This window comes from Streptomyces prunicolor NBRC 13075 (genome assembly GCF_000367365.1).
GTDB lineage: Bacteria > Actinomycetota > Actinomycetes > Streptomycetales > Streptomycetaceae > Streptomyces > Streptomyces prunicolor.
On sequence record NZ_BARF01000099.1, the window covers coordinates 106667 to 125411 of the forward strand.

An 18745-nucleotide genomic window follows, 5' to 3' on the forward strand; every position below is an offset into this window, starting at 1 on the left:
GCCCTGGCCGCCCCCTGTACGTCCGCTGCACGGGCCCTAACCAGCGGAAAGCGAGTCTGGAGTCATCCCAAAGAGCACCAGTACAGCTGGAGTTGAGATGACCCGCAGATCCATCAGCAAGCGTGCCGCCGTCGTCACCGTCACCACCGTCCTGGCCCTCGGCACCCTCGGTACCGTCGCCGCGACCGCCGGACCCCAGCACGAGACCAAGTCCACCAAGTCCACCAAGCCCAGCAAGAAGCAGATAGCCGCCCTCTTCGACGGCTGGAACGCCGCGCTGCAGACCGGTGACCCGAAGAAGGTCGCGAACCGGTACGCGCCGGACGCCGTGCTCCTGCCGACCGTCTCCAACGAGATCCGCACCGACCGTGCCGAGATCGTCGACTACTTCGAGCACTTCCTGCCGAACAAGCCGGTCGCGAAGAAGGTCGAGACGCACATCAACGTCCTCGACAGCGACTCGGCCATCGACGCGGGCGCCTACGACATCACGCTCACCGACCCGAAGACCGGCAAGAAGCGTGTGGTGGAGGCCCGTTACACCTACGAGTACGAGAAGCGTGGCGGCAAGTGGCTGATCGTCAACCACCACTCCTCGGTGATGCCCGAAGGGTGATGGCGACCAGTAGTCCTCCTCCGGGCGCGTCCCTGAGAGCCACTGTTCCGCCGTCGTCCGTCACCAACTGGCGTACGACGGACAGGCCCAGGCCCGAACCGGAGCGTCCGGTGAGGCCCTGGCCGCGCCAAAAGCGGTCGAAGGCGCGGGACTTGTCCGGGTCGGACATGCCGGGGCCCTCGTCCGACACCGTCAACTCGACCTCGTCGCCCCGGAGTTCGGACCGTACGGTGATCGTCGCGCCGTCCGGTGATACCTCCAGGGCGTTCGACAGCACGTTGTCCAGGACCTGTTCGAGATGACCGGGACTGGCCAGCACCAGCGGCCGGCCGTCGACGACACTCCCCCCGAGCGCGATGTGCACTCCGCGCTCGTCGGCGGCCGGTCTCCACACCGAGAGGCGTTCGGCGACGATCTCCCGCAGCGGGAGAGGTTCCGCCGCTGTCACCTTCGCCTCCGCTCGCGCCAGTACCAGCAGGCCGTTGACGAGGCGGCTCATCCGGACCACCTCCGCCGTCGCCTGTTCCACGTCCTCGCGCACGAACTCGTCGTCCACGCCGTCCGCGATGTTGTCCAGCGAGAGTCTCAACGCCGTGAGCGGGGTGCGCAGTTGGTGGGAGGCGTCGGCCACGAAGATGCGTTGCGAGGCGATGAGGGTGTCTAGGCGTTCGCCCGCCTGGTTCAACGTCCTGGCCAGCGTCTGGGTCTCGTGCGGGCCCGTCACCGGCGTACGCGCCGTCAGGTCGCCGTCGCTGAACTTGCTTGCCATGTCGTTGAGTTGGCGCAGGGGGCGGGTGAGGCGGCGGGCGACGAGTGCGCCCAGGCCGGCCGCCACCGCCAGGACCCCTACCGCGAGGATCGCGCGGAAACCCCAGATCTGCACCAGGCGCCGGGTCAGGTCGGAGGTCGGGTACGTGATGCGGACGGCGCCGACCGTGCGGCCGTCGCGCCGCGCCGGTGCCGTCACCTCCAACTCCCCGTCGCCCCAGTGCGTCGCGGTCTTCGCCCGGGAGGCGGGCAGCACCTCGGCCGTACCGGGGGTCTCCTGCGCGTACGCCACGACCATGCGGTCCAGGGCGGCGCGCGAGGCGGCGTCGCCGCTCAGCAGGAGGGCCATCGTCTTCGCCTCGCGCTCCACCGACTGCTCGGTGTCACCGCGGAGTTGGGCGGTCAGCGTGAAGGCGACGGGCACGGTGAAGGCCGTCAGCGCCACGGCCACGAGCAGGACGTAGCTGACGATGAGCTGCCGGATCATGACGGCGACGATCCATCGCCGGAGGAGACGATCTCCAGGCGGAAGCCCACGCCCCGTACCGCCTCGATCGTGATCGCGCCCGCCAACTTCCGCCGTAGCGCCGCCACATGGACGTCGAGTGTCTTCGTCGGGCCGAACCAGTTCGCGTCCCAGACCGCTTCCATGATCTGTTCGCGCGACATCAGCGCGCCGGGCTCCTCGGTGAGGAACGACAGCAGGTCGTACTCCTTGGGGGCCAGGGGTACCTCCTCGCCGTCGAGGCGGACTCGGACCGCCTTGCGGTCGATGGTGAGGCGGGTGCCGTAGGCGTCGGGGCCCGCGGCCTCCGCAGCCGCCCGCGGCTGGGCGCGGCGCATCACCGCCCTTATACGTGCGATGACCTCCCGGACCCCGAACGGTTTCGAGACGTAGTCGTCCGCGCCCAGCTCCAGGCCCACCACCCGGTCCGTCTCGTCGCTGCGCGCGCTGATCACGATGATCGGGACGTCGCCGCGGGCGCGCAGCGCCTTGCACACGTCCAGGCCGTCGGTGTCGGGCAGGCCGAGGTCGAGCAGGACGACGTCGTAGGGGGCGGAGTGGGCCAGGGCGGCGGCGCCCGTGGTGACCCAGTCGACCTCGAAGCCGTAGCGGATCAGTCCGCGTCGCAGGGACTCGGCGACCGGCTCATCGTCTTCCACCAGAAGTACGCGCACACGGCGCACCCTAATGCTTGAAACTTAATTCACAGCTCTCACTTGTGACGCTCGGCACTTTTCCGGCACCCCTTAAGTGGGCATGCGCTGACCTGGGCGTCCGAAGCTTCCGAATCTCACGATGCGATATCTCACGATGCGATACCACGGAAGCTAATTTCGGGTGCTCGTTAAACTGAGCCGACACACCAGGACTGAGCGAGGAGCGCACGTGGGCCTTGTCGTGCAGAAGTACGGAGGCTCCTCCGTAGCCGATGCCGAGGGCATCAAGCGCGTCGCCAAGCGAATCGTCGAAGCGAAGAAGAACGGCCACCAAGTGGTCGTCGTCGTTTCCGCGATGGGCGACACGACGGACGAGCTGATCGATCTCGCCGAGCAGGTATCTCCGATGCCCGCCGGGCGTGAGTTCGACATGCTGCTGACCGCCGGAGAGCGGATCTCCATGGCGCTGCTGGCCATGGCGATCAAAAACCTGGGGCACGAAGCCCAGTCGTTCACCGGTAGCCAGGCAGGCGTCATCACCGACTCGGTCCACAACAAAGCGCGGATCATCGACGTCACGCCCGGTCGGATCCGTACGGCGTTGGACGAGGGCAACATCGCCATCGTCGCCGGGTTCCAGGGCGTCAGCCAGGACAAGAAGGACATCACCACGCTGGGCCGGGGTGGCAGTGACACCACCGCCGTCGCGCTCGCCGCGGCGCTCGACGCCGAGGTGTGCGAGATCTACACGGACGTCGACGGTGTGTTCACCGCCGACCCGCGGGTGGTGCCGAAGGCGCGGAAGATCGACTGGATCGTCTTCGAGGACATGCTGGAGCTCGCCGCCTCCGGCTCCAAGGTGCTGCTCCACCGCTGTGTGGAGTACGCCCGCCGATACAACATCCCGATCCATGTGCGGTCCAGCTTCAGCGGACTTCAGGGCACCTGGGTCAGCAGTGAGCCGATTGGGGACCAGAAGGTGGAGCAGGCCATCATCTCGGGTGTCGCGCACGACACCTCCGAGGCCAAGATCACGGTCGTCGGCGTGCCGGACAAGCCGGGCGAGGCCGCGGTGATCTTCCGGACGATCTCCGACGCCCAGGTCAACATCGACATGATCGTGCAGAACGTGTCGGCGGCCTCGACGGGCCTCACGGACATCTCCTTCACCCTCCCCAAGGCGGAGGGCCGCAAGGCCATCGACGCCCTGGAGAAGAACAAGCACGGCATCGGCTTCGAGTCGCTGCGCTACGACGACCAGATCGGGAAGATCTCGCTGGTGGGCGCCGGGATGAAGACCAACCCGGGCGTCACCGCCGACTTCTTCACCGCCCTGTCCGACGCGGGCGTCAACATCGAGCTGATCTCGACCTCCGAGATCCGTATCTCGGTGGTCACCCGCGCGGACGACGTCAACGAGGCCGTCCGCGCCGTGCACACGGCGTTCGGCCTCGACTCCGACAGCGACGAAGCCGTCGTCTACGGAGGCACCGGCCGCTGATGGCCACAACCGGAGCGACCGTGCGTCCGACGCTCGCCGTGGTGGGAGCGACCGGAGCCGTCGGCACGGTCATGCTCGGGATCCTGTCCCAGCATGCGGACATCTGGGGCGAGATCCGCCTGATCGCCTCTCCGCGCTCGGCCGGCCGCAAGCTGGTCCTGCGCGGGGAGCAGGTCGAGGTGGTGGCCCTGACGGAGGAGGCCTTCGACGGCGTCGACGTCGCGATGTTCGACGTCCCCGACGAGGTCTCCGCCCAGTGGGCGCCGATCGCCGCCGCCAAGGGTGTGGTCGTCGTCGACAACTCGGGCGCCTTCCGGATGGACCCGGAGGTGCCCCTGGTGGTCCCCGAGGTCAACCCGCACAAGGTGCGGCACCGCCCGCGCGGGATCATCGCCAACCCGAACTGCACGACCCTGTCGATGATCGTCGCCGTGGGCGCGCTGCACGCCGAGTTCGGGCTGCGCGAGCTGGTGGTGTCGTCGTACCAGGCGGTGAGCGGGGCCGGCCGGGCCGGGGTGGAGACCCTGCGCCAGCAACTGTCCCTCGTGGCCGGTACGGACCTGGGCACCAAGCCCGGTGACGTACGGCGGGCCGTCGGGGACAACACCGGGCCGTTCCCGGAGCCGGTCGCGCTGAACGTCGTACCGTGGGCCGGGTCCCTGCGCGAGGACGGCTGGTCCTCGGAGGAGATGAAGGTGCGGGACGAGTCCCGCAAGATCCTCGGGCTGCCCGCGCTGCCGGTCGCGGTGACCTGTGTGCGCGTCCCGGTGGTCACCACGCACTCCCTCACCGTCCATGCCCGGTTCCAGGGCGAGGTCACCGTGGACGGGGCGCGCGAGATTCTTGCTACGGCGCCCGGTGTCGTCCTCTTCGACAATCCGGCCGCCGGGGAGTTCCCGACGCCCGCCGACGTGGTGGGCACCGACCCGACCTGGGTGGGGCGGCTGCGGCGGGCGCTGGACGACCCGACCGCGCTCGAACTCTTCGTCTGCGGGGACAATTTGCGCAAGGGAGCGGCCCTCAATACCGCGCAGATCGCCGAGCTGGTGGCGCGCGAACTGGCCTGAGCACGGGCCCAACTCGCCCTGCCCCGCCGTAAATCCGCTGGCCAGTGGCGCCCGGGTTTGTAGGATCAGTGTGCGCGATGTGGCCGGATTAATGGTTGGGACCACTTGAATCCAGCCACCTCCGCATCCGAAGATTTCACTCCCCGCTTTCCGCAACCGCGCGGTGAGCGGGGAGCGTCTTTGCGAACGCCCTTCAGGTGGGCGCGTGGTGATGCGGTAAGGGACGTGGGGACGTCCCGGACATTTCGTGACACAGGGGAAGAGCGGGTAGGCATGAGGGTGTTCGACGCACTGCCGGTTGTGCTGCCTGACACCAGACGGGTGGGTGACGACGCCGGGCAGGTGGGCGGTGGCGGGAGACAGGTGTGTGGACTGTCTGTTTCGTCTGACGTAAATGTGACGGCCGACGCGTACAACCCCCAAGGGGGGAAGTGTGTCCAACTGGCGTGGCTCAGGTACTCGACTTCACTGCGGCACGCGGAACGGCCCTCCGGCCTCCGCGTGGATCCCGTGCGCCCGGCGGCATGCCGGTGATCGCGCCGATGCCCGCAGCGCGGCCCGCCCGCATCCCGAACCAGCGTGACGGTGTCGACGACGCCGTCGCGGCCGGAACGACGGTCGACCATCTCACCGAGACCTATCGGGCGCACTACCGCTCGCTGCTCGGCCTGGCCGCACTCCTCCTCGACGACACCGCCTCCTGCGAGGACGTCGTCCAGGAGGCGTTCATCCGGGTCCACTCGGCGCGCAAACGCGTTCGTGACCCCGAGAAGACCCTGGCGTATTTGCGCCAGACCGTCGTCAACCTCTCCCGCTCGGCCTTGCGTCGCCGCATCCTCGGCCTCAAGCTCCTCTCGAAGCCGATGCCGGACATGGCCAGCGCGGAGGAGGGCGCCTACGACCTGCTGGAGCGCGACTCCCTCATCAAGGCCATGAAGGGACTGCAGCGCCGCCAGCGCGAGGTCCTGGTGCTGCGCTACTTCGCGGACATGACCGAGGCGCAGGTCGCCGAGTCGCTCGGCATATCGCTGGGCTCGGTGAAGGCGTACGGCTCGCGCGGGATCGCCGCCCTCCGGATCGCCATGGAGGCCACCGCATGAGCGACAAGGCCGACGGAAACGGCACGGCCGAGGGAAATGGCACGGCCGACGGTAACGGCACGGCCGAGGGAAGTGGCGCGCGTGAACGGCGCGCGCCGGACGTCCGGCGCGGCCCGACCTGGGCGCGCCAGGAACAGCCGAACGAAACACATGCTGGGAACGGAACTGTGAACCACGGCCCCGACGAACAGAGCCCCAACGGGCCGAGCCTCGACGGGAACCCTGAGAACCCTGAGAACTCCGGGGGTTCCGGGGACATCGAGGGACGGCACCCCGTAGGACCCGTAGGACCTCCGGGCTCCGGCGGACGGGGCCCCGGCGAGCACGGCAACGACCCGCACGGCAATGACGTATTCGGCGCCGCCGTATTCGGCGCCGAAGGGTTCGACCCCGACGAGCTGGCGCTGCGCCGACTGCTCCACCAGGCGGTCCAGGAGGTCGAGCCGCGCGACGGCACGCTGGACCACCTGCGCAAGGCGGTACCGGCCCGCCGGGCCCGCAAGCGCCAGGCCCTCGTCGGCATGGCGGCCACCGTGCTCTTCTTCGGCACCGCCATCCCGGCCCTCGTGCACGTCTCGAACTCCACCGGCTCCGACGCCGATCCGTCCATCATGGGCAACAGCTCACAGGCGCAGGGCGGCACCAGCCAGGGCAAGAACCCGGACGGCGGTTCCAGCACCTCGGGCGGTACCTCGGGGCGGGCCACGCAGAACCCCGGCGGCCACAAGAACGACGGCACGGGCAAGTCACCCGGCCGCGGCACCGTGACCGCCAACCCCTCGGCCACCATCGGGACGGCCGCGCCCCTCTGCACGGCCGAGCAGTTCGGCGCGAGCAACTCGACGGTGGACGCCCCCGACACGTCCGGCATCGTCTACGGCACGTTCACCGTCACCAACACCTCCGGCACGAGCTGTACGGTCGGCGGCGCCGGAAAAGTGGGCTTCTCGACGCTGGGTGCCGCGGACTCCACCAAGATCGGCGTGCAGCTGCACAGCTCCGGGGATGTGGCGGCCGGGCTGCCCGACCCGTCGACGGAGCCTTCCCAGCTGGTGCTCCTGCCGGGCTCCTCCTATCTGGTCAAGTTCGCGTGGGTGCCCTCCGAGACCTGCCCCACCAGCAGCGGCAGCACCGGCGGCACCACCACCGGCGGTTCGACGGCCAGCCCGTCGCCCAGCGATGACACCAGCACCAGCAGCGGGTCCACGGCCGGTGACACGGGCACGTCGGCCCAGCTCCTCGAGGACGGCACGCTCGACGGCAGCGTCGTGGTCTCCCACACGGCGGAGACGGGCTCGCCGACGGTCTCGGCGACGGTGTCCAACGCGTGCGCGGGGACGATCTACCGGACGGGTGTGCTGGCGGGGTCGTAGGCCGGACTACGGGTCTACAGGTGGTCAGCCGGGTCGGGGGACCCGGCTGTTTCTGTGTCGGGCCACGTCAGACGGTCGCGTGGGCCGCTTCTTCGTTCTCGTCGTTCTCGTCCTCCGGCACCAGGCCCAGCTCCGCGTCCCGCGCGAACTCCACCTCGCGGCGCAGCAGCCGGAACCACATGAAGACGACGAAGCCCGAGAAGACGAACCACTCGCCGGTGTAGCCGAGGTTCTGGAACGCCTTCAGGTCGAGCCCGGTGTTGGCGGGCGCGCTCGCCGGTACGGCCGTCATCCCCGAGTCGCCCTTGTCGAGCGTGATCCACGCGTCGTACAGGTGGTACGGGACCAGGTTCACCAGCGAGGCCGCGCTGATCGCGGCGGTCTGGCCGGACGGCAGTCCGCCCTGGGCGCTGACGCCGTTGTCGCCCGGGGTCTCGGAGGCCTGGAGCGAGCCGGTGACGGTGACTTCGCCGGTGGGCGCGGCCGGCGCTTTGGCGGCGTCGGGCTTGCCGGGGAGCCAGCCGCGGACGACGGGGAGGGCCTTGCCGTCGTCGGTGCGCAGCAGGGTGAGGACGTAGTAGCCGTTCTTCCCGTCCAACTGGCGGTCGGGGACGAGGAGTTGCTTGCCGTAGCGGCCGGTCGCGGTGGTCTGCCGACCCGAGGTGTTCTGGTCGACGGGCAGGAGTTCGGCGAGGGGGCGCGCGGCTTCCGTGCGGTCGGTCTCGACCTGCTTGGTGGCCTGGTGACTGCTGTCCACGCGCGCCTGGAACCGGCTCAGCTGCCACGACCCCATGAAGATGCAGAAGGGGATGGCGAGCAGTACGAAGACGTTGATGCCCCACCAGCGCGATGTCAGCAGAAACCGGTACACGCCTTCCACGGTACGGGGCTGTCATGGGGGCCTTGGCCCGGGGGTCGGCCCGAAGGTCCGCCCGATGGTTCACCCGGTGTCGGCAATGCTCCGGCCGGGTCTTGGTCGAAGTTATCCACAGGCTGAGGATCCGACCAGTGCAATGTCTGTGTGGGCGGGCAGTATGGGGCCATGACTGAGAGCAACGGGTCCGAGAACACACCGGACTGGGAGAAGCGCTTCCGGGCGCCCCGAGTGTCCCTGCCCGACTGGGCGGAGGACGCACCCGACCGTTCCCTGTTCGTGTCGAACGCGACGGGGACGTATGAGCTGTACGCCTGGGACCGGGCGACGGGCGAGCAACGCCAGGTCACCGACCGGCCGAACGGCACGACGGACGGTGTGCTCTCCCCGGACGGGGAGTGGATCTGGTGGTTCGACGACAAGGACGGCGACGAGTTCGGCGTCTGGCGCCGCCAGCCCTTCAAGGGAGGACCGGACGAACCCGCCGTCCCCGGCCTCGAACCGTCCTACCCGGCCGGGCTCGCCCTCGCGCGGGACGGCAGGACCGCCGTGGTCGGCCGCTCCACGGACGAGGACGGTACGACGATCCACCTCGCCCGCACCGGTGACGAGACCACGCTGCTCTACCGGCACCGCGAGTCGGCGGGCGTCGGCGATCTCTCGCACGACGGTTCGCTGATCGCCATCGAGCACACCGAGCACGGCGACGCGATGCACTCCGCGCTGCGCGTCCTGCGCCCGGACGGCACGGCGGTCGCCGACCTGGACGACACCAAGGGCGGCACGGAGGAGTTGGGCCTGGAGGTCCTCGGCTTCGCACCGGTCGACGGTGACACCCGCCTCCTCATCGGCCATCAGCGGCGCGGGCGTTGGGAACCCCTGGTGTGGGACGTGGTCAAGGGCGGCGAGAGCGACCTGTCCCTGGACCTGCCCGGCGACGTGAGCGCCGAGTGGTACCCGGACGGCTCGGCCCTCCTCATCGCGCACAGCTTCGAGGCCCGCAGCGAGATGTTCCGCTACGACCTGGCCTCGGGCGAGCTGGAGAAGGTGCCGACGCCGCCCGGTTCGGTCTCGGGCGCGACGGCCCGCCCCGACGGCAGCGTCGAATACCTCTGGTCGTCGGCCGCCGAACCGTCCGCCGTGCGCTCGACGACGGGCGAGGTGGTCCTGGACCCGCCCGGCCTGAAGTCCCCCGGCTCGGTCCCGGTGGAGGACGTGTGGGTGGAAGGCCCCGGCGGCCGCATCCACGCCCTGGTCCACAAGCCGGCGGGCGCGACGGGCCCGCTCCCCACGGTCTTCGACATCCACGGCGGCCCGACCTGGCACGACAGCGACTCGTTCTCGGCGGGCCCGGCGGCCTGGGTCGACCACGGGTACGCGGTCGTCCGGGTCAACTACCGAGGCTCCACCGGCTACGGCCGCGCGTGGACCGACGCCCTGAAGTACCGGGTCGGTCTGATCGAGCTGGAGGACATCGCGGCGGTGCGGGAGTGGGCGATCACGTCCGGTCTCGCCGACCCCGCCCGCCTGATCCTCACCGGCGGCTCCTGGGGCGGCTACCTCACCCTCCTCGGCATCGGCACCCAGCCCGACGCGTGGACCCTCGGCATCGCGGCGGTCCCGGTCGCCGACTACGTCACGGCGTACCACGACGAGATGGAAGCCCTGAAGGCCATGGACCGCACGTTGCTGGGCGGCACCCCGGAAGAGGTCCCGGCCCGCTTCGAGGCGTCCTCCCCGCTGACCTACGTCGACGAGGTCACGGCCCCGGTCTACATCTCGGCCGGCGTCAACGATCCGCGCTGCCCGATCCGGCAGATCGACAACTACGTGAAGCGGCTTGAGTCGCGGGGTGCGGTGCACGAGGTGTACCGGTACGACGCGGGGCACGGGTCGTTGGTGGTGGACGAGCGGATCAAGCAGGTGAAGCTCGAACTGGACTTCGCGGAGCGGCATTTGGGGCACTGATCCGCGGGGCGACCTCTTGACGCAGGTCGGCAATTTCAGCCTGTCCGGCGTTTGAGGACGAGGCCGTTCAGGCCGAAGCGGGGGTCTGGGGGCGCAGCCCCCAGCAACGCCCGCTTCGGCACCGGGCACTTGTTCAAGCCCCGGTCCAGCTCAGGGCGCCGTCACGCCCCCGCCCGGTCCCGGGGGCGCCGTCCCAGCAACTCCGCCAACCCTCGTCGAGTCGCGGCCAGCACAACCCGGTCCGAGCTCCGCAGGACATACGTGTCGGGGAGGTCCCACACCAACCCCGACCGCCGTACGTCCTCGGAGGCGTCCCGCGTCGCCGTGTCCAAGGCAAGCACCCGCCACGACCCGGCCCGGAACGCCTCGGCGATGGTCTTCCCGTCCAGCTGGGGATGCCCGCCCACAGTCATCGCCGCGAACAGCAGCACCCGCCGCTCGACAGGGATCGCCCCCAGGATCTGCCGCCCCATCATCGCCCCGGCGAACGCGGGCGCGGCCAGATGGGACACGCTCCGGCTCCGGGTGAGGGCACCGGGGTGCGCGGCCCGCAGGGTGCGGTACACGGCGGTGGCGAAGTCGTCGTCGTACAGCCGGAGTACGACGCGTAGATCCGGCCGCACGGAGCGGGCGTACAGCACCGCTTCGAGGTTGGTCGTGTCGGAGCTGGTGACCGCGAGGAGGGCGTGGGCGCGGTGGATCTTGGCGGATTCCAGGACGCCCTCCTGGGTGACGTCACCGAGGATCACCGGCACCCGAAGCCGGCGCGCGACCGCGAGCCCGCGTGCCTCGGGGTCGGCCTCGACGCACACCACGGGGATGTTGAGTTCGCGCAGCCGGGTCAGCACCCGGGTGCCGATCTTGCCGAGCCCGAGCAGCACGACATGCCCGCCGAGCCCCCGCGGCGGCTTGCGCAACGCGGACGCCGTACGGAAGGTGCCCAGCGCTTCCAGCACGGCGGCCAGCAGCACCGGCAGCATCAGCAACCCGACGAGACCGGAGAGGAGTTGAAGGATCTGCCGGCCCAGAGACGCCCCGATCGCGGGGTCGTCGATCGCGAAGAGATCGAGCAGGGTCAGATAGAAGGCGGTCAGCGGATGGATCTTGGTCACCAGCCACAGCGAGACGGCGAGCGCGACCACGCACGCCACCATGCCTGCCAGCGACCACCGCAGCCGCCGCGAGAAGAGCGAGGAGAACGCCGGTACGACACCGCCCCCGCGCCCGCCCGGCAACTGCGGCCCGGCGTACGAGACTTGCTCCAGGACGACGGTTCCGCGCCCGGTGGCGGAGGCGACGGCCGCCGCGTCGGGCAGCAGGCGCGGGCCGTGTTCGCCCATGCCCTCGGAGCCGTCCGCGCCGGCCGGGTCGCTGCTGGTCGCCGACAGGAGGGCGAGCGTGGCGAGCCCCGGGTCGGCGACCTGCCCGGGTCCCGGCGGCGGCCGTTCCACCGCGCGCAGCAGCAGCCCGTCGGTCTGGACGACCTTGCTGGTACCGGCGAGCGCGGTGGCGGCCAGCGCGGGTGCGGCGGTGTCGGCGTCGGACAGGACGGTGGTCGAGGCGTCGAACCCGGTACCGGGCCCGCCACTCGTCCCGTCGCCGGTCGCCAACGCGGCGGCCTGGTCGAGGAGTTCCTCGATGTGCTGGCCGAGCCGCCGGTTGTAGAGGCGGATCACCAGCCGGATACGGGGGTTGAGGCGGCGGGCGGTGAGGGCGGCGCGGATGTTCGTCTCGTCGTCGTCGTAGACCAGGGCCAGCGCGGTCGCCCGCTCCACACCCGCCTCCGCGAACACCGCCTCGGTCAGCTCGGCGACCTCCAACACCCGCTCCCCGCGCGGAGGTTCGGGGGTGAGGGGTGCGGTGGTGCCGTTGCCACCATTGCCGTTGGCCCGGCCCACCGCCGCGTTGACCCGGTCGAGCAGCGCGGCGGAGGCGGCACGCGCGCGGCCGACGACGGGTTGGCGGGCGGTGGCCTCGGAGAGCGGGACGACGAGGGTGATCTGCTCGCCGTAGACACTCCGCAGTTCGACGGCGAGCCGGTGCGCGAGCGCGTCGTCGCCGCACACCACCATGTGTGCCCGGGCACTGCCCGGAGGGGTCTGATTCGGAACGCTGCTCGCCACGAGGGGAAAGACTGCCCCAAGGAGGCGGGTGGTTCCAGTATTCCGCTGAACACCCGTGCCCCGACTGCCGTATGCAGAGACAGGGAGCAAAACTCGCGAAAACAGGCGTCTGCCGGAGGTATCTCACCCGTGGCCATCACCACCGAACCAGCCGCGCCGACCACGGACCCGCCTCAGCAGCCACCCGCGCCCGCGACGCCGGCCGCGCCCGCCAAGGAGTCACCGGCCGCGCCCGCCAAGGAGTCACCGGACGCGCCCGCAAACGCGGCGGCGAAGGACGGCTGGCAGCTCAACTCCCCGCTCGTGCTGACCATGGTGCTGCTCCTGGTCGTACTGGCGCAGGGCCCGATCCGGCAGGCCCTGTCCGCGCCGGTGATGCAGAGCTGGATGACGGTGTTCGTGGCCGTGGTCGTCCAGGCACTGCCCTTCCTGGTGCTGGGCGTGCTGCTGTCGGCGGCCATCGCGGTGTTCGTACCGCCGACGTTCTTCGCCCGCGCGCTCCCCAACAACCCTGTACTGGCGGTGCCGGTGGCCGGGATGGCGGGCGCGATCCTGCCGGGCTGCGAGTGCGCGTCGGTGCCGGTGGCCGGGGCGCTGGTGCGCCGGGGGGTCACCCCGGCGGCGGCGATCGCGTTCCTGCTCTCTGCCCCGGCGATCAACCCGATCGTCCTGACGGCGACGGCGGTGGCGTTCCCGCGCAACCCCGAGATGGTGCTCGCCCGGTTCGCGGGCAGCCTGCTCGTGGCCTGCGCGATGGGCTGGCTGTGGCAGCGGATCGGCCGTACCGACTGGCTGCGCCTGCCCGCCCACGAACCGCACGAGGGGGAGACCAAGGGCGCCGCGTTCTGGGGCTCGGTGCGGCACGACGTGATGCAGGCCGGCGGCTTCCTCGTCCTCGGCGCGATGTCGGCGGCCACGCTCAAGGCGGTGGCCCCCGCGAGCTGGCTGCGCACGGCCGCCGACAACCCGGTGGTGGCGATCCTCGCCCTCTCGATCCTCGCCGTCCTGCTGTCGATCTGCTCGGAGGCGGACGCGTTCGTGGCCGCGTCGCTCACCCAGTTCTCGCTCACGGCCAAGCTCGCGTTCCTGGTGGTGGGCCCGATGATCGACCTGAAACTGTTCGCCATGCAGGCGGGCACCTTCGGCCGCGGCTTCGCGCTGCGCTTCGCACCGGCCACCTTCGTCCTCGCCATCGCGGGCGCGGTCGTCACCGGGGCGGTGCTTCTGTGAACCGGCAGGCACAGGCGGCGGTCCTGTTCCTGGTCGGCGCGGCCCTGCTGCACGCGGGCTTCACCAACCTCTACCTGCGCTACGTCAAGGCCGGACTCCAGCCCCTCCTGCTGCTCTCCGGCGCGGTACTGATCGTGGCCGCGCTGGCGACGGCCTGGTACGAGTGGCGCCGGGCACGGATGGAGAAGGCCCACGCGGAGGCGCACGCGGAAGCCCACGCGGAGGCCCACACCGAGACCGAGACCCACGAAGACGCCGCTCACGAGGGCCACGTCCACCGCGAACCCCGTATCGCCTGGCTCCTGGTCCTCCCCCTCTTCGCCCTGATCCTGGTCGCCCCGCCGGCCCTCGGTTCCTACAGCGCGGTCCGCACGGGCACAGCCATCCAGCAGCCCTACGGCCTCTCCAAGCTCCCCGCAAGCAACCCGCTCACCATCGGCCTGGTCGACTACGCGACCCGCGCGGTCTACGACCACGGGCGCTCCCTCGGCACCCGTCAGCTCAAGGTCACCGGCTTCATAGCCCTGGACAAGTCCGGCTCCCCGTACCTCGTCCGCATGGCCCTCAACTGCTGTGCGGCGGACGCCCAGCCGGTCAAGATCGCGCTAACAGGCAAGATCCCACCGGTACTTCAGCCCGACACCTGGCTGGAGGTCACCGGCACCTACAGCGCCAAGCAGACCAAGGACCCCATCAACAACCGCCCGATCCCCTATTTCCAGGTCACCCTGGCCAAACCGGTCCCGACGCCGAAGGACCCGTACGACGAGAGCTGGAACCAGTAACTCCCCTGGTTTCAACCGAGGTTGGCCACCGCGGTCGCCATCATCGACTCGGCGGCCTCCTCGGTCAGCTCCGGCGGTACGACCAGCAGGTCCCAGCGGCCCCGGCCCGGGGTGAGCAGCGTGACGGTGTTCGGCGCGTGCACGGCGGTGGTCCTGTGCAGTCGTACGACCTGGTTGTGCACGAGCATCCGGCCGGGGGCGGCGGACCAGATCGTTCCGTTCACCATGACGCTGACGATGTGCCCCCAGGTCCGGGGCAGCCCGGCGAGTAGCCGCGGTACCTCGGTGAGCACATCGTAGGAGTGCGGCCACCAGGCTCCGTCGAGGCGGCGCGGTACGGCGGTGTGCGGTGCGAGGCGCAGCCGGAGGAGGGGCGGGGCGGCCTGCTCCACGTCCGGCGAAGAAGCGGGAGTGTCCGTGGCGGGCGAACTATGGGTGTCCGTGGGCGCGTTCATGTCGCGGTCCCTGTCCTCGGCCGTCCGTCGTGCGGCGGTCCGGTGCCGTGGTGCACTGGGAACGACGACGGCGCCAGAGCCGAGGTGCGGAGAACTCCCGGTACTGCTCACCGTACTCCCGCCCCGCGCGGGCCGGTCTGCGCCGGAGGCACTCCGAGGCCCTCCGTGGCCCGCGGGCGTACCGTGAAAGGACCGAGGATTTCTCGTGTGCCGGATCGCACCGGTGCCGTTCTCGGCGAACCACGACGCCGGGGCGGATGTGTTCCGCGCCCGGGGCAGGGCTCAGCCCATGACCGTGAATGTGCCCGGTCGGCCGGTGACCGCGGCCCTCGTCGGACACGGCGGCGCCGACGGGACGCGCGGGGAGCAGACGTGGTCGTCCCGTCGCGAGCGCGGCCCCTCGCCCTGGGAAGGGGACCGCGTCCGCCCGCTCAGCCGCCGCCAGATCGAGGACCGTTTCCAGGACCTGGGCGTCCTGTACGAGGAGACCTGCGGCGGCGCCCGCACCGGCAACCGTTCCCGTACCGCCTTCCTGCGGCGCCTGGCCGGTGATGTCCGACGGCCAGGTTTCGCCCTGCTGATCGCCGAGAACACGACCCTGACGGCCTGTGCCTACGGCTTCCCCGTGCGCGTCGGCGATCCCTGGTGGCAGGGCCACGACACCCGGCTGCCCCGGCTGCTGCACGGCCTCGCGGTGACCGGCGGACTCTTCGCCGTCTCCGGGATCGTCGTCCCGCCCCGCGTGCGCACCCACTACCAGGAACGGGACTGGAACCTCGCCCGGCGCCTCCAGGGCCGGCTGCTCGCCGATCACGCGCCGGCCCTCGGCGTCACCCTGATACCCCGCACCGACACCGAGACCCTGGCGGCCTACCGGGCCTGGGGCTGGCAGGACGTCGCGACGGGCCCCGCGTCCGAGCCCGTACGAGCGGCATCCGGCCCCGTTCGGGGGCCTTCCGACCCCGCGCGAGCCCCCGAACGGGGCCCCTTGGCGGGCCCGGATGCTCTTGATCCACGGCTTCCCGGCCCGTGCCGGGTGCTGGTTCTGCGCCACTGAGCGCGTCAACCGGTGGCAGTACATCTGTGTTCGCCGTGACAGAGATTCCCCGGGTGCGACTAGAGTTCCCGTACGGGGGAACCAGCTCCCGCGGCAGGCCGACCCCGCCCGGGTGGCCCGCAGGAAAGGTGTACATGCCCGCAGAAAGCCAGCAGCCCGCGGCCGACCGGCTCGACGACGACGACTACCCCGCCTACACCATGGGCCGGGCCGCCGAGCTGATCGCCTCCACCCCCGGTTTCCTCCGGTCATTGGGTGAAGCCGGGCTGATCACTCCGAAGCGTTCGGACGGCGGTCACCGACGCTATTCGCGCCATCAACTCCGTACGGCCTCGCGCGCCCGCGAGCTGGTCGATCAAGGGACGCCCATCGAGGCCGCGTGCCGGATCATCAGCCTGGAGGACCGCCTCGACGAGGCGTTGCGTCTCAATGAGGCCCTGCGTGGCAACGACGAGCCGCAGGGAAACGACGAGCCGCGCGGCTCGTCCCACGGTGAGAAAATCTGATGTCGGCGAAACAGAAATTCACCGTTTCGGACGGCGCTTTCGGAACCCAATTCCCCCGCCCGGTAAATGGGTTCCGTGCTAGGCTGACTTCAGTTGCAGTTGTGGTTGCCAATTTTGAACCGGACCTCCGGTGCAGGTGATCATCACGGCGATGGAGGAGATTCGTAAAGTGCGGATCTCGTGCACTGCCTAGGAGTTAAGACATGGCCACCGGTACCGTGAAGTGGTTCAACGCGGAAAAGGGCTTCGGCTTCATCGAGCAGGACGGCGGCGGCGCTGACGTCTTCGCCCACTACTCGAACATCGCCACCCAGGGTTTCCGCGAGCTGCAGGAGGGTCAGAAGGTGACCTTCGACATCACGCAGGGCCAGAAGGGCCCGCAGGCGGAGAACATCGTTCCCGCCTAAGCACGCGAAGCTGCGAAACAGGGGCCCGCACCTTGGGTGCGGGTCCCTTTTCGTATCTCCTCATTTACCCGCCGTTCCACAGCCGTTGTTCTGGGCCGTTCCACGGCCGTTGTTCCGGCTTCCCCGGCTTCCCGGTTTTCCCCGCGGAGAAATCCTCCCCTCTCCTCCCGCTCGAACCCTTGGTGAGGCACCATGCGCTGCGTGATCGCCCGTTACCCCTTCGATCTGACGAAGAGCGAGGTGGAGGACATGCTCAAGGGCATCCGCCCGGAGCAGCCCGTCACCGGCCAGTGCGCCGTCATCAGTCGCAAGCTGTACCCGGTCAAGCAGGTCGGCGAGGTCATCACCAAGCAGGACCGCCGTGACTTCACCGCCTTCGAGGTGACCAGGGCCCTCACCCGGCTCGGCTTCACCTGCCACGAGACGCCGCCCGCGCCCGCGACTCCCGCCGCGCCCGCGCCTTCGCCGGCCCCCGCCGAGGACAGCACCACTGGCACCTCCGCGGACTCCGGCCCGGAATCGACCTCGTACATCGGTACAACCCTGGGCTGACGCCTCCGCCCGCACGTCCCCGCACACCCCGAGCGACCACGCCGCCATCGATCCATCCGGGCGCGAGGTCGCTCTTTGCGTCGCGGCCGGATGGATCTGTCGCGGCCGGATGGATCCACGGCCGTCACAGCTCCTTGTCGGGCCAGTCCAGTAGCCGTGCCCCGATGACCGCCGTCTGCAGCGTGTACCGCTGGCCGGGGTCCGTCGGATCCGCGCCGGTGAGCTGGTGGATGCGCTCCAGCCGGTAGGTCAGCGCGCGCACGCTCAGCGAGAGCCGGCGCGCGGACTCCGCCGCCACACAACCGGAGTCGAAGTACGTCGACAGGGTGTCCAGCAACGGGCGCGCACCGCCGCGCGCCTTCGTGAGCGGGCCCAGCGCGTCGAGGACCAGATCGGTCATCGCCTGCCGGTCGCGCGTGAGCACCGGATAGACCAGCAGGTCGGCGGCGCGCAGGAGGGGGCCCTCCAGGTTGAGCCGCTCGGCCAGTTCGAGGGTGTTCAGGGCCTCCTCGTACGACTGGACGATCCCGCCCGCGCCCGGCTGCGGCCGGCCGATCGCCGCGCGGGTGCCCTCCGCGGCGGCGTACGACTGCTTGGCGAAGTGGGCGAGGATGTCGTCCTGGTCGCCGGGCGCGACGCACAGCATCCGGCCGGCCTTCGTGGTGAGCAGGATGTTGCGGTCACCGAAACGGCTGATCATCGCGCGCTCCACCTGACGCGGCACCGGCGCGCTCTCGTCGTACGGCGTCGGGCCCTGGACCACGGCGACGGCGTGCGAGTGGGAGAGGCGCAGGCCGAAGCGCTCGGCGCGTTCCGCGAGCCGGCCCAGATCGCTGCGGCCGTAGAGCAGGTCGTCGATGAACTCCCGCCGCGCCGCCTCTTCCTGTCGTACGGCGAGACGCTGCGCGCGTTCGTAGCCCTCGGTGAAGGCGTCGACCACCTGCTGCATGGCGGCGAGGGTGCAGTCGGCGGCACCGGGGGTCTGCGGCCAGGCGGTGCGGGTGGCGGTGAGATGGGCGCTGACCAGGGCGCGCAGCCCGTGGCCGGCCTCGGCGGCCTGTTCGCCCAGGGCGCGGCGGGTCTCCAACTCGGCCCGGGTCAGGCGCCGTCCGGTGCCGGCGACGTCGGCCAGGAGCCGCGCATACCCCGCCAGATAGTGCTCAGGCATTTCGCGCTCCGGCAACTCCGCCCCCCGTTTCCTT

At 70.4% G+C, this 18745-nt stretch carries 18 protein-coding genes; 12 read left to right on the top strand and 6 right to left on the bottom strand.

The features are described from left to right. Window positions 1-97 precede the first annotated feature (97 nt). Entirely contained in the window at window positions 98-616 is a 519-nt protein-coding gene (locus SPR02S_RS42350; RefSeq protein WP_019063108.1) for an SgcJ/EcaC family oxidoreductase, read from the top strand. Here SPR02S_RS42350 and SPR02S_RS42355 read toward each other — a convergent pair. Together SPR02S_RS42355 and SPR02S_RS42360 are read right to left on the bottom strand one after the other, a co-directional pair. Further along, entirely contained in the window at window positions 582-1871 is a 1290-nt protein-coding gene (locus SPR02S_RS42355) for a HAMP domain-containing sensor histidine kinase (RefSeq protein ID WP_019063109.1), read from the bottom strand. The genes SPR02S_RS42350 and SPR02S_RS42355 overlap by 35 nt on opposite strands. Next, window positions 1868-2563, bottom strand: coding sequence for a response regulator transcription factor (locus SPR02S_RS42360; protein WP_019063110.1), 696 nt, complete (start codon window positions 2561-2563; stop codon window positions 1868-1870). The genes SPR02S_RS42355 and SPR02S_RS42360 overlap by 4 nt, the downstream gene beginning before the upstream one ends. A 211-nt stretch (window positions 2564-2774) precedes the next feature. Between SPR02S_RS42360 and SPR02S_RS42365 the strand changes: the two genes are divergently transcribed. From SPR02S_RS42365 to SPR02S_RS57555, 4 genes are all read left to right on the top strand, one after another. Beyond that, window positions 2775-4046: an aspartate kinase gene (locus SPR02S_RS42365; protein WP_019063111.1), complete on the top strand. Its 1272-nt coding sequence runs from the start codon at window positions 2775-2777 to the stop codon at window positions 4044-4046. Continuing rightward, window positions 4046-5113, top strand: a complete 1068-nt coding sequence (locus SPR02S_RS42370; protein WP_019063112.1) for an aspartate-semialdehyde dehydrogenase — start codon at window positions 4046-4048, stop codon at window positions 5111-5113. Before SPR02S_RS42365 ends, SPR02S_RS42370 begins: the two co-directional genes overlap by 1 nt. Window positions 5114-5637: 524 nt before the next feature. Beyond that, window positions 5638-6213: a SigE family RNA polymerase sigma factor gene (locus tag SPR02S_RS42375; RefSeq protein ID WP_019063113.1), complete on the top strand. Its 576-nt coding sequence runs from the start codon at window positions 5638-5640 to the stop codon at window positions 6211-6213. Next, window positions 6210-7586 (top strand): hypothetical protein, encoded by a 1377-nt coding sequence (locus SPR02S_RS57555; protein ID WP_019063114.1) that lies wholly within the window; start codon window positions 6210-6212, stop codon window positions 7584-7586. The genes SPR02S_RS42375 and SPR02S_RS57555 overlap by 4 nt, the downstream gene beginning before the upstream one ends. A 67-nt stretch (window positions 7587-7653) precedes the next feature. Here SPR02S_RS57555 and SPR02S_RS42385 read toward each other — a convergent pair whose 3' ends face one another. Beyond that, window positions 7654-8457 (bottom strand): SURF1 family protein, encoded by an 804-nt coding sequence (locus tag SPR02S_RS42385; RefSeq protein WP_026151366.1) that lies wholly within the window; start codon window positions 8455-8457, stop codon window positions 7654-7656. Window positions 8458-8628: 171 nt separating this feature from the next. Between SPR02S_RS42385 and SPR02S_RS42390 the strand changes: the two genes are divergently transcribed. Beyond that, complete coding sequence (locus SPR02S_RS42390) at window positions 8629-10428, top strand: S9 family peptidase (RefSeq protein ID WP_019063116.1); 1800 nt, start codon at window positions 8629-8631, stop codon at window positions 10426-10428. Between the two features lie 161 nt (window positions 10429-10589). Here SPR02S_RS42390 and SPR02S_RS42395 read toward each other — a convergent pair whose 3' ends face one another. Then, window positions 10590-12500, bottom strand: a complete 1911-nt coding sequence (locus tag SPR02S_RS42395) for an NAD-binding protein (protein ID WP_019063117.1) — start codon at window positions 12498-12500, stop codon at window positions 10590-10592. A 180-nt stretch (window positions 12501-12680) separates the two neighbouring features. On the opposite strand from SPR02S_RS42395, the gene SPR02S_RS42400 reads away from it, so the two are divergent. Beyond that, window positions 12681-13781: a permease gene (locus tag SPR02S_RS42400; protein WP_019063118.1), complete on the top strand. Its 1101-nt coding sequence runs from the start codon at window positions 12681-12683 to the stop codon at window positions 13779-13781. Further along, window positions 13778-14566: a TIGR03943 family putative permease subunit gene (locus SPR02S_RS42405; RefSeq protein WP_019063119.1), complete on the top strand. Its 789-nt coding sequence runs from the start codon at window positions 13778-13780 to the stop codon at window positions 14564-14566. Before SPR02S_RS42400 ends, SPR02S_RS42405 begins: the two co-directional genes overlap by 4 nt. Before the next feature lie 11 nt (window positions 14567-14577). Here the strand turns inward: SPR02S_RS42405 and SPR02S_RS42410 are convergent, their stop codons facing one another. After that, window positions 14578-15021 (bottom strand): DUF5994 family protein, encoded by a 444-nt coding sequence (locus SPR02S_RS42410; RefSeq protein ID WP_306305754.1) that lies wholly within the window; start codon window positions 15019-15021, stop codon window positions 14578-14580. 205 nt (window positions 15022-15226) lie between these two features. Between SPR02S_RS42410 and SPR02S_RS57560 the strand changes: the two genes are divergently transcribed. The 4 genes from SPR02S_RS57560 (at window position 15227) to SPR02S_RS42430 (ending at window position 17543) form a co-directional block, all read left to right on the top strand. Then, window positions 15227-16078, top strand: a complete 852-nt coding sequence (locus SPR02S_RS57560; RefSeq protein ID WP_019063121.1) for a hypothetical protein — start codon at window positions 15227-15229, stop codon at window positions 16076-16078. Window positions 16079-16212: 134 nt separating this feature from the next. Then, window positions 16213-16584: a MerR family transcriptional regulator gene (locus tag SPR02S_RS57565; protein WP_019063122.1), complete on the top strand. Its 372-nt coding sequence runs from the start codon at window positions 16213-16215 to the stop codon at window positions 16582-16584. 203 nt (window positions 16585-16787) lie between these two features. Continuing rightward, the gene (locus SPR02S_RS42425) at window positions 16788-16991 is read left to right on the top strand and encodes a cold-shock protein (protein ID WP_019063123.1); all 204 of its coding nucleotides are present in this window, start codon (window positions 16788-16790) and stop codon (window positions 16989-16991) included. A 192-nt stretch (window positions 16992-17183) separates the two neighbouring features. Further along, entirely contained in the window at window positions 17184-17543 is a 360-nt protein-coding gene (locus tag SPR02S_RS42430; RefSeq protein WP_019063124.1) for an SCO5918 family protein, read from the top strand. 124 nt (window positions 17544-17667) lie between these two features. On the opposite strand, the gene SPR02S_RS42435 is transcribed toward SPR02S_RS42430, so the two are convergent. Further along, window positions 17668-18726 carry a PucR family transcriptional regulator gene (locus SPR02S_RS42435; protein WP_026151367.1) on the bottom strand — a complete coding sequence of 353 codons (1059 nt, stop codon included), beginning with the start codon at window positions 18724-18726 and terminating at the stop codon, window positions 17668-17670. Window positions 18727-18745: the final 19 nt, after the last annotated feature.

Excerpts from the sequence above, each read along its gene's own strand:
- SPR02S_RS42350 (WP_019063108.1), top strand. The coding sequence starts at position 98 with ATGACCCGCAGATCCATCAGCAAGCGTGCCGCCGTCGTCACCGTCACC.
- SPR02S_RS42355 (WP_019063109.1), bottom strand. The coding sequence starts at position 1,871 with ATGATCCGGCAGCTCATCGTCAGCTACGTCCTGCTCGTGGCCGTGGCG.
- SPR02S_RS42370 (WP_019063112.1), top strand. The coding sequence starts at position 4,046 with ATGGCCACAACCGGAGCGACCGTGCGTCCGACGCTCGCCGTGGTGGGA.
- SPR02S_RS42375 (WP_019063113.1), top strand. The coding sequence starts at position 5,638 with ATGCCGGTGATCGCGCCGATGCCCGCAGCGCGGCCCGCCCGCATCCCG.
- SPR02S_RS57555 (WP_019063114.1), top strand. The coding sequence starts at position 6,210 with ATGAGCGACAAGGCCGACGGAAACGGCACGGCCGAGGGAAATGGCACG.
- SPR02S_RS42390 (WP_019063116.1), top strand. The coding sequence starts at position 8,629 with ATGACTGAGAGCAACGGGTCCGAGAACACACCGGACTGGGAGAAGCGC.
- SPR02S_RS42395 (WP_019063117.1), bottom strand. The coding sequence starts at position 12,500 with ATGGTGGTGTGCGGCGACGACGCGCTCGCGCACCGGCTCGCCGTCGAA.
- SPR02S_RS42410 (WP_306305754.1), bottom strand. The coding sequence starts at position 15,021 with ATGAACGCGCCCACGGACACCCATAGTTCGCCCGCCACGGACACTCCC.
- SPR02S_RS57565 (WP_019063122.1), top strand. The coding sequence starts at position 16,213 with ATGCCCGCAGAAAGCCAGCAGCCCGCGGCCGACCGGCTCGACGACGAC.
- SPR02S_RS42425 (WP_019063123.1), top strand. The coding sequence starts at position 16,788 with ATGGCCACCGGTACCGTGAAGTGGTTCAACGCGGAAAAGGGCTTCGGC.
- SPR02S_RS42430 (WP_019063124.1), top strand. The coding sequence starts at position 17,184 with ATGCGCTGCGTGATCGCCCGTTACCCCTTCGATCTGACGAAGAGCGAG.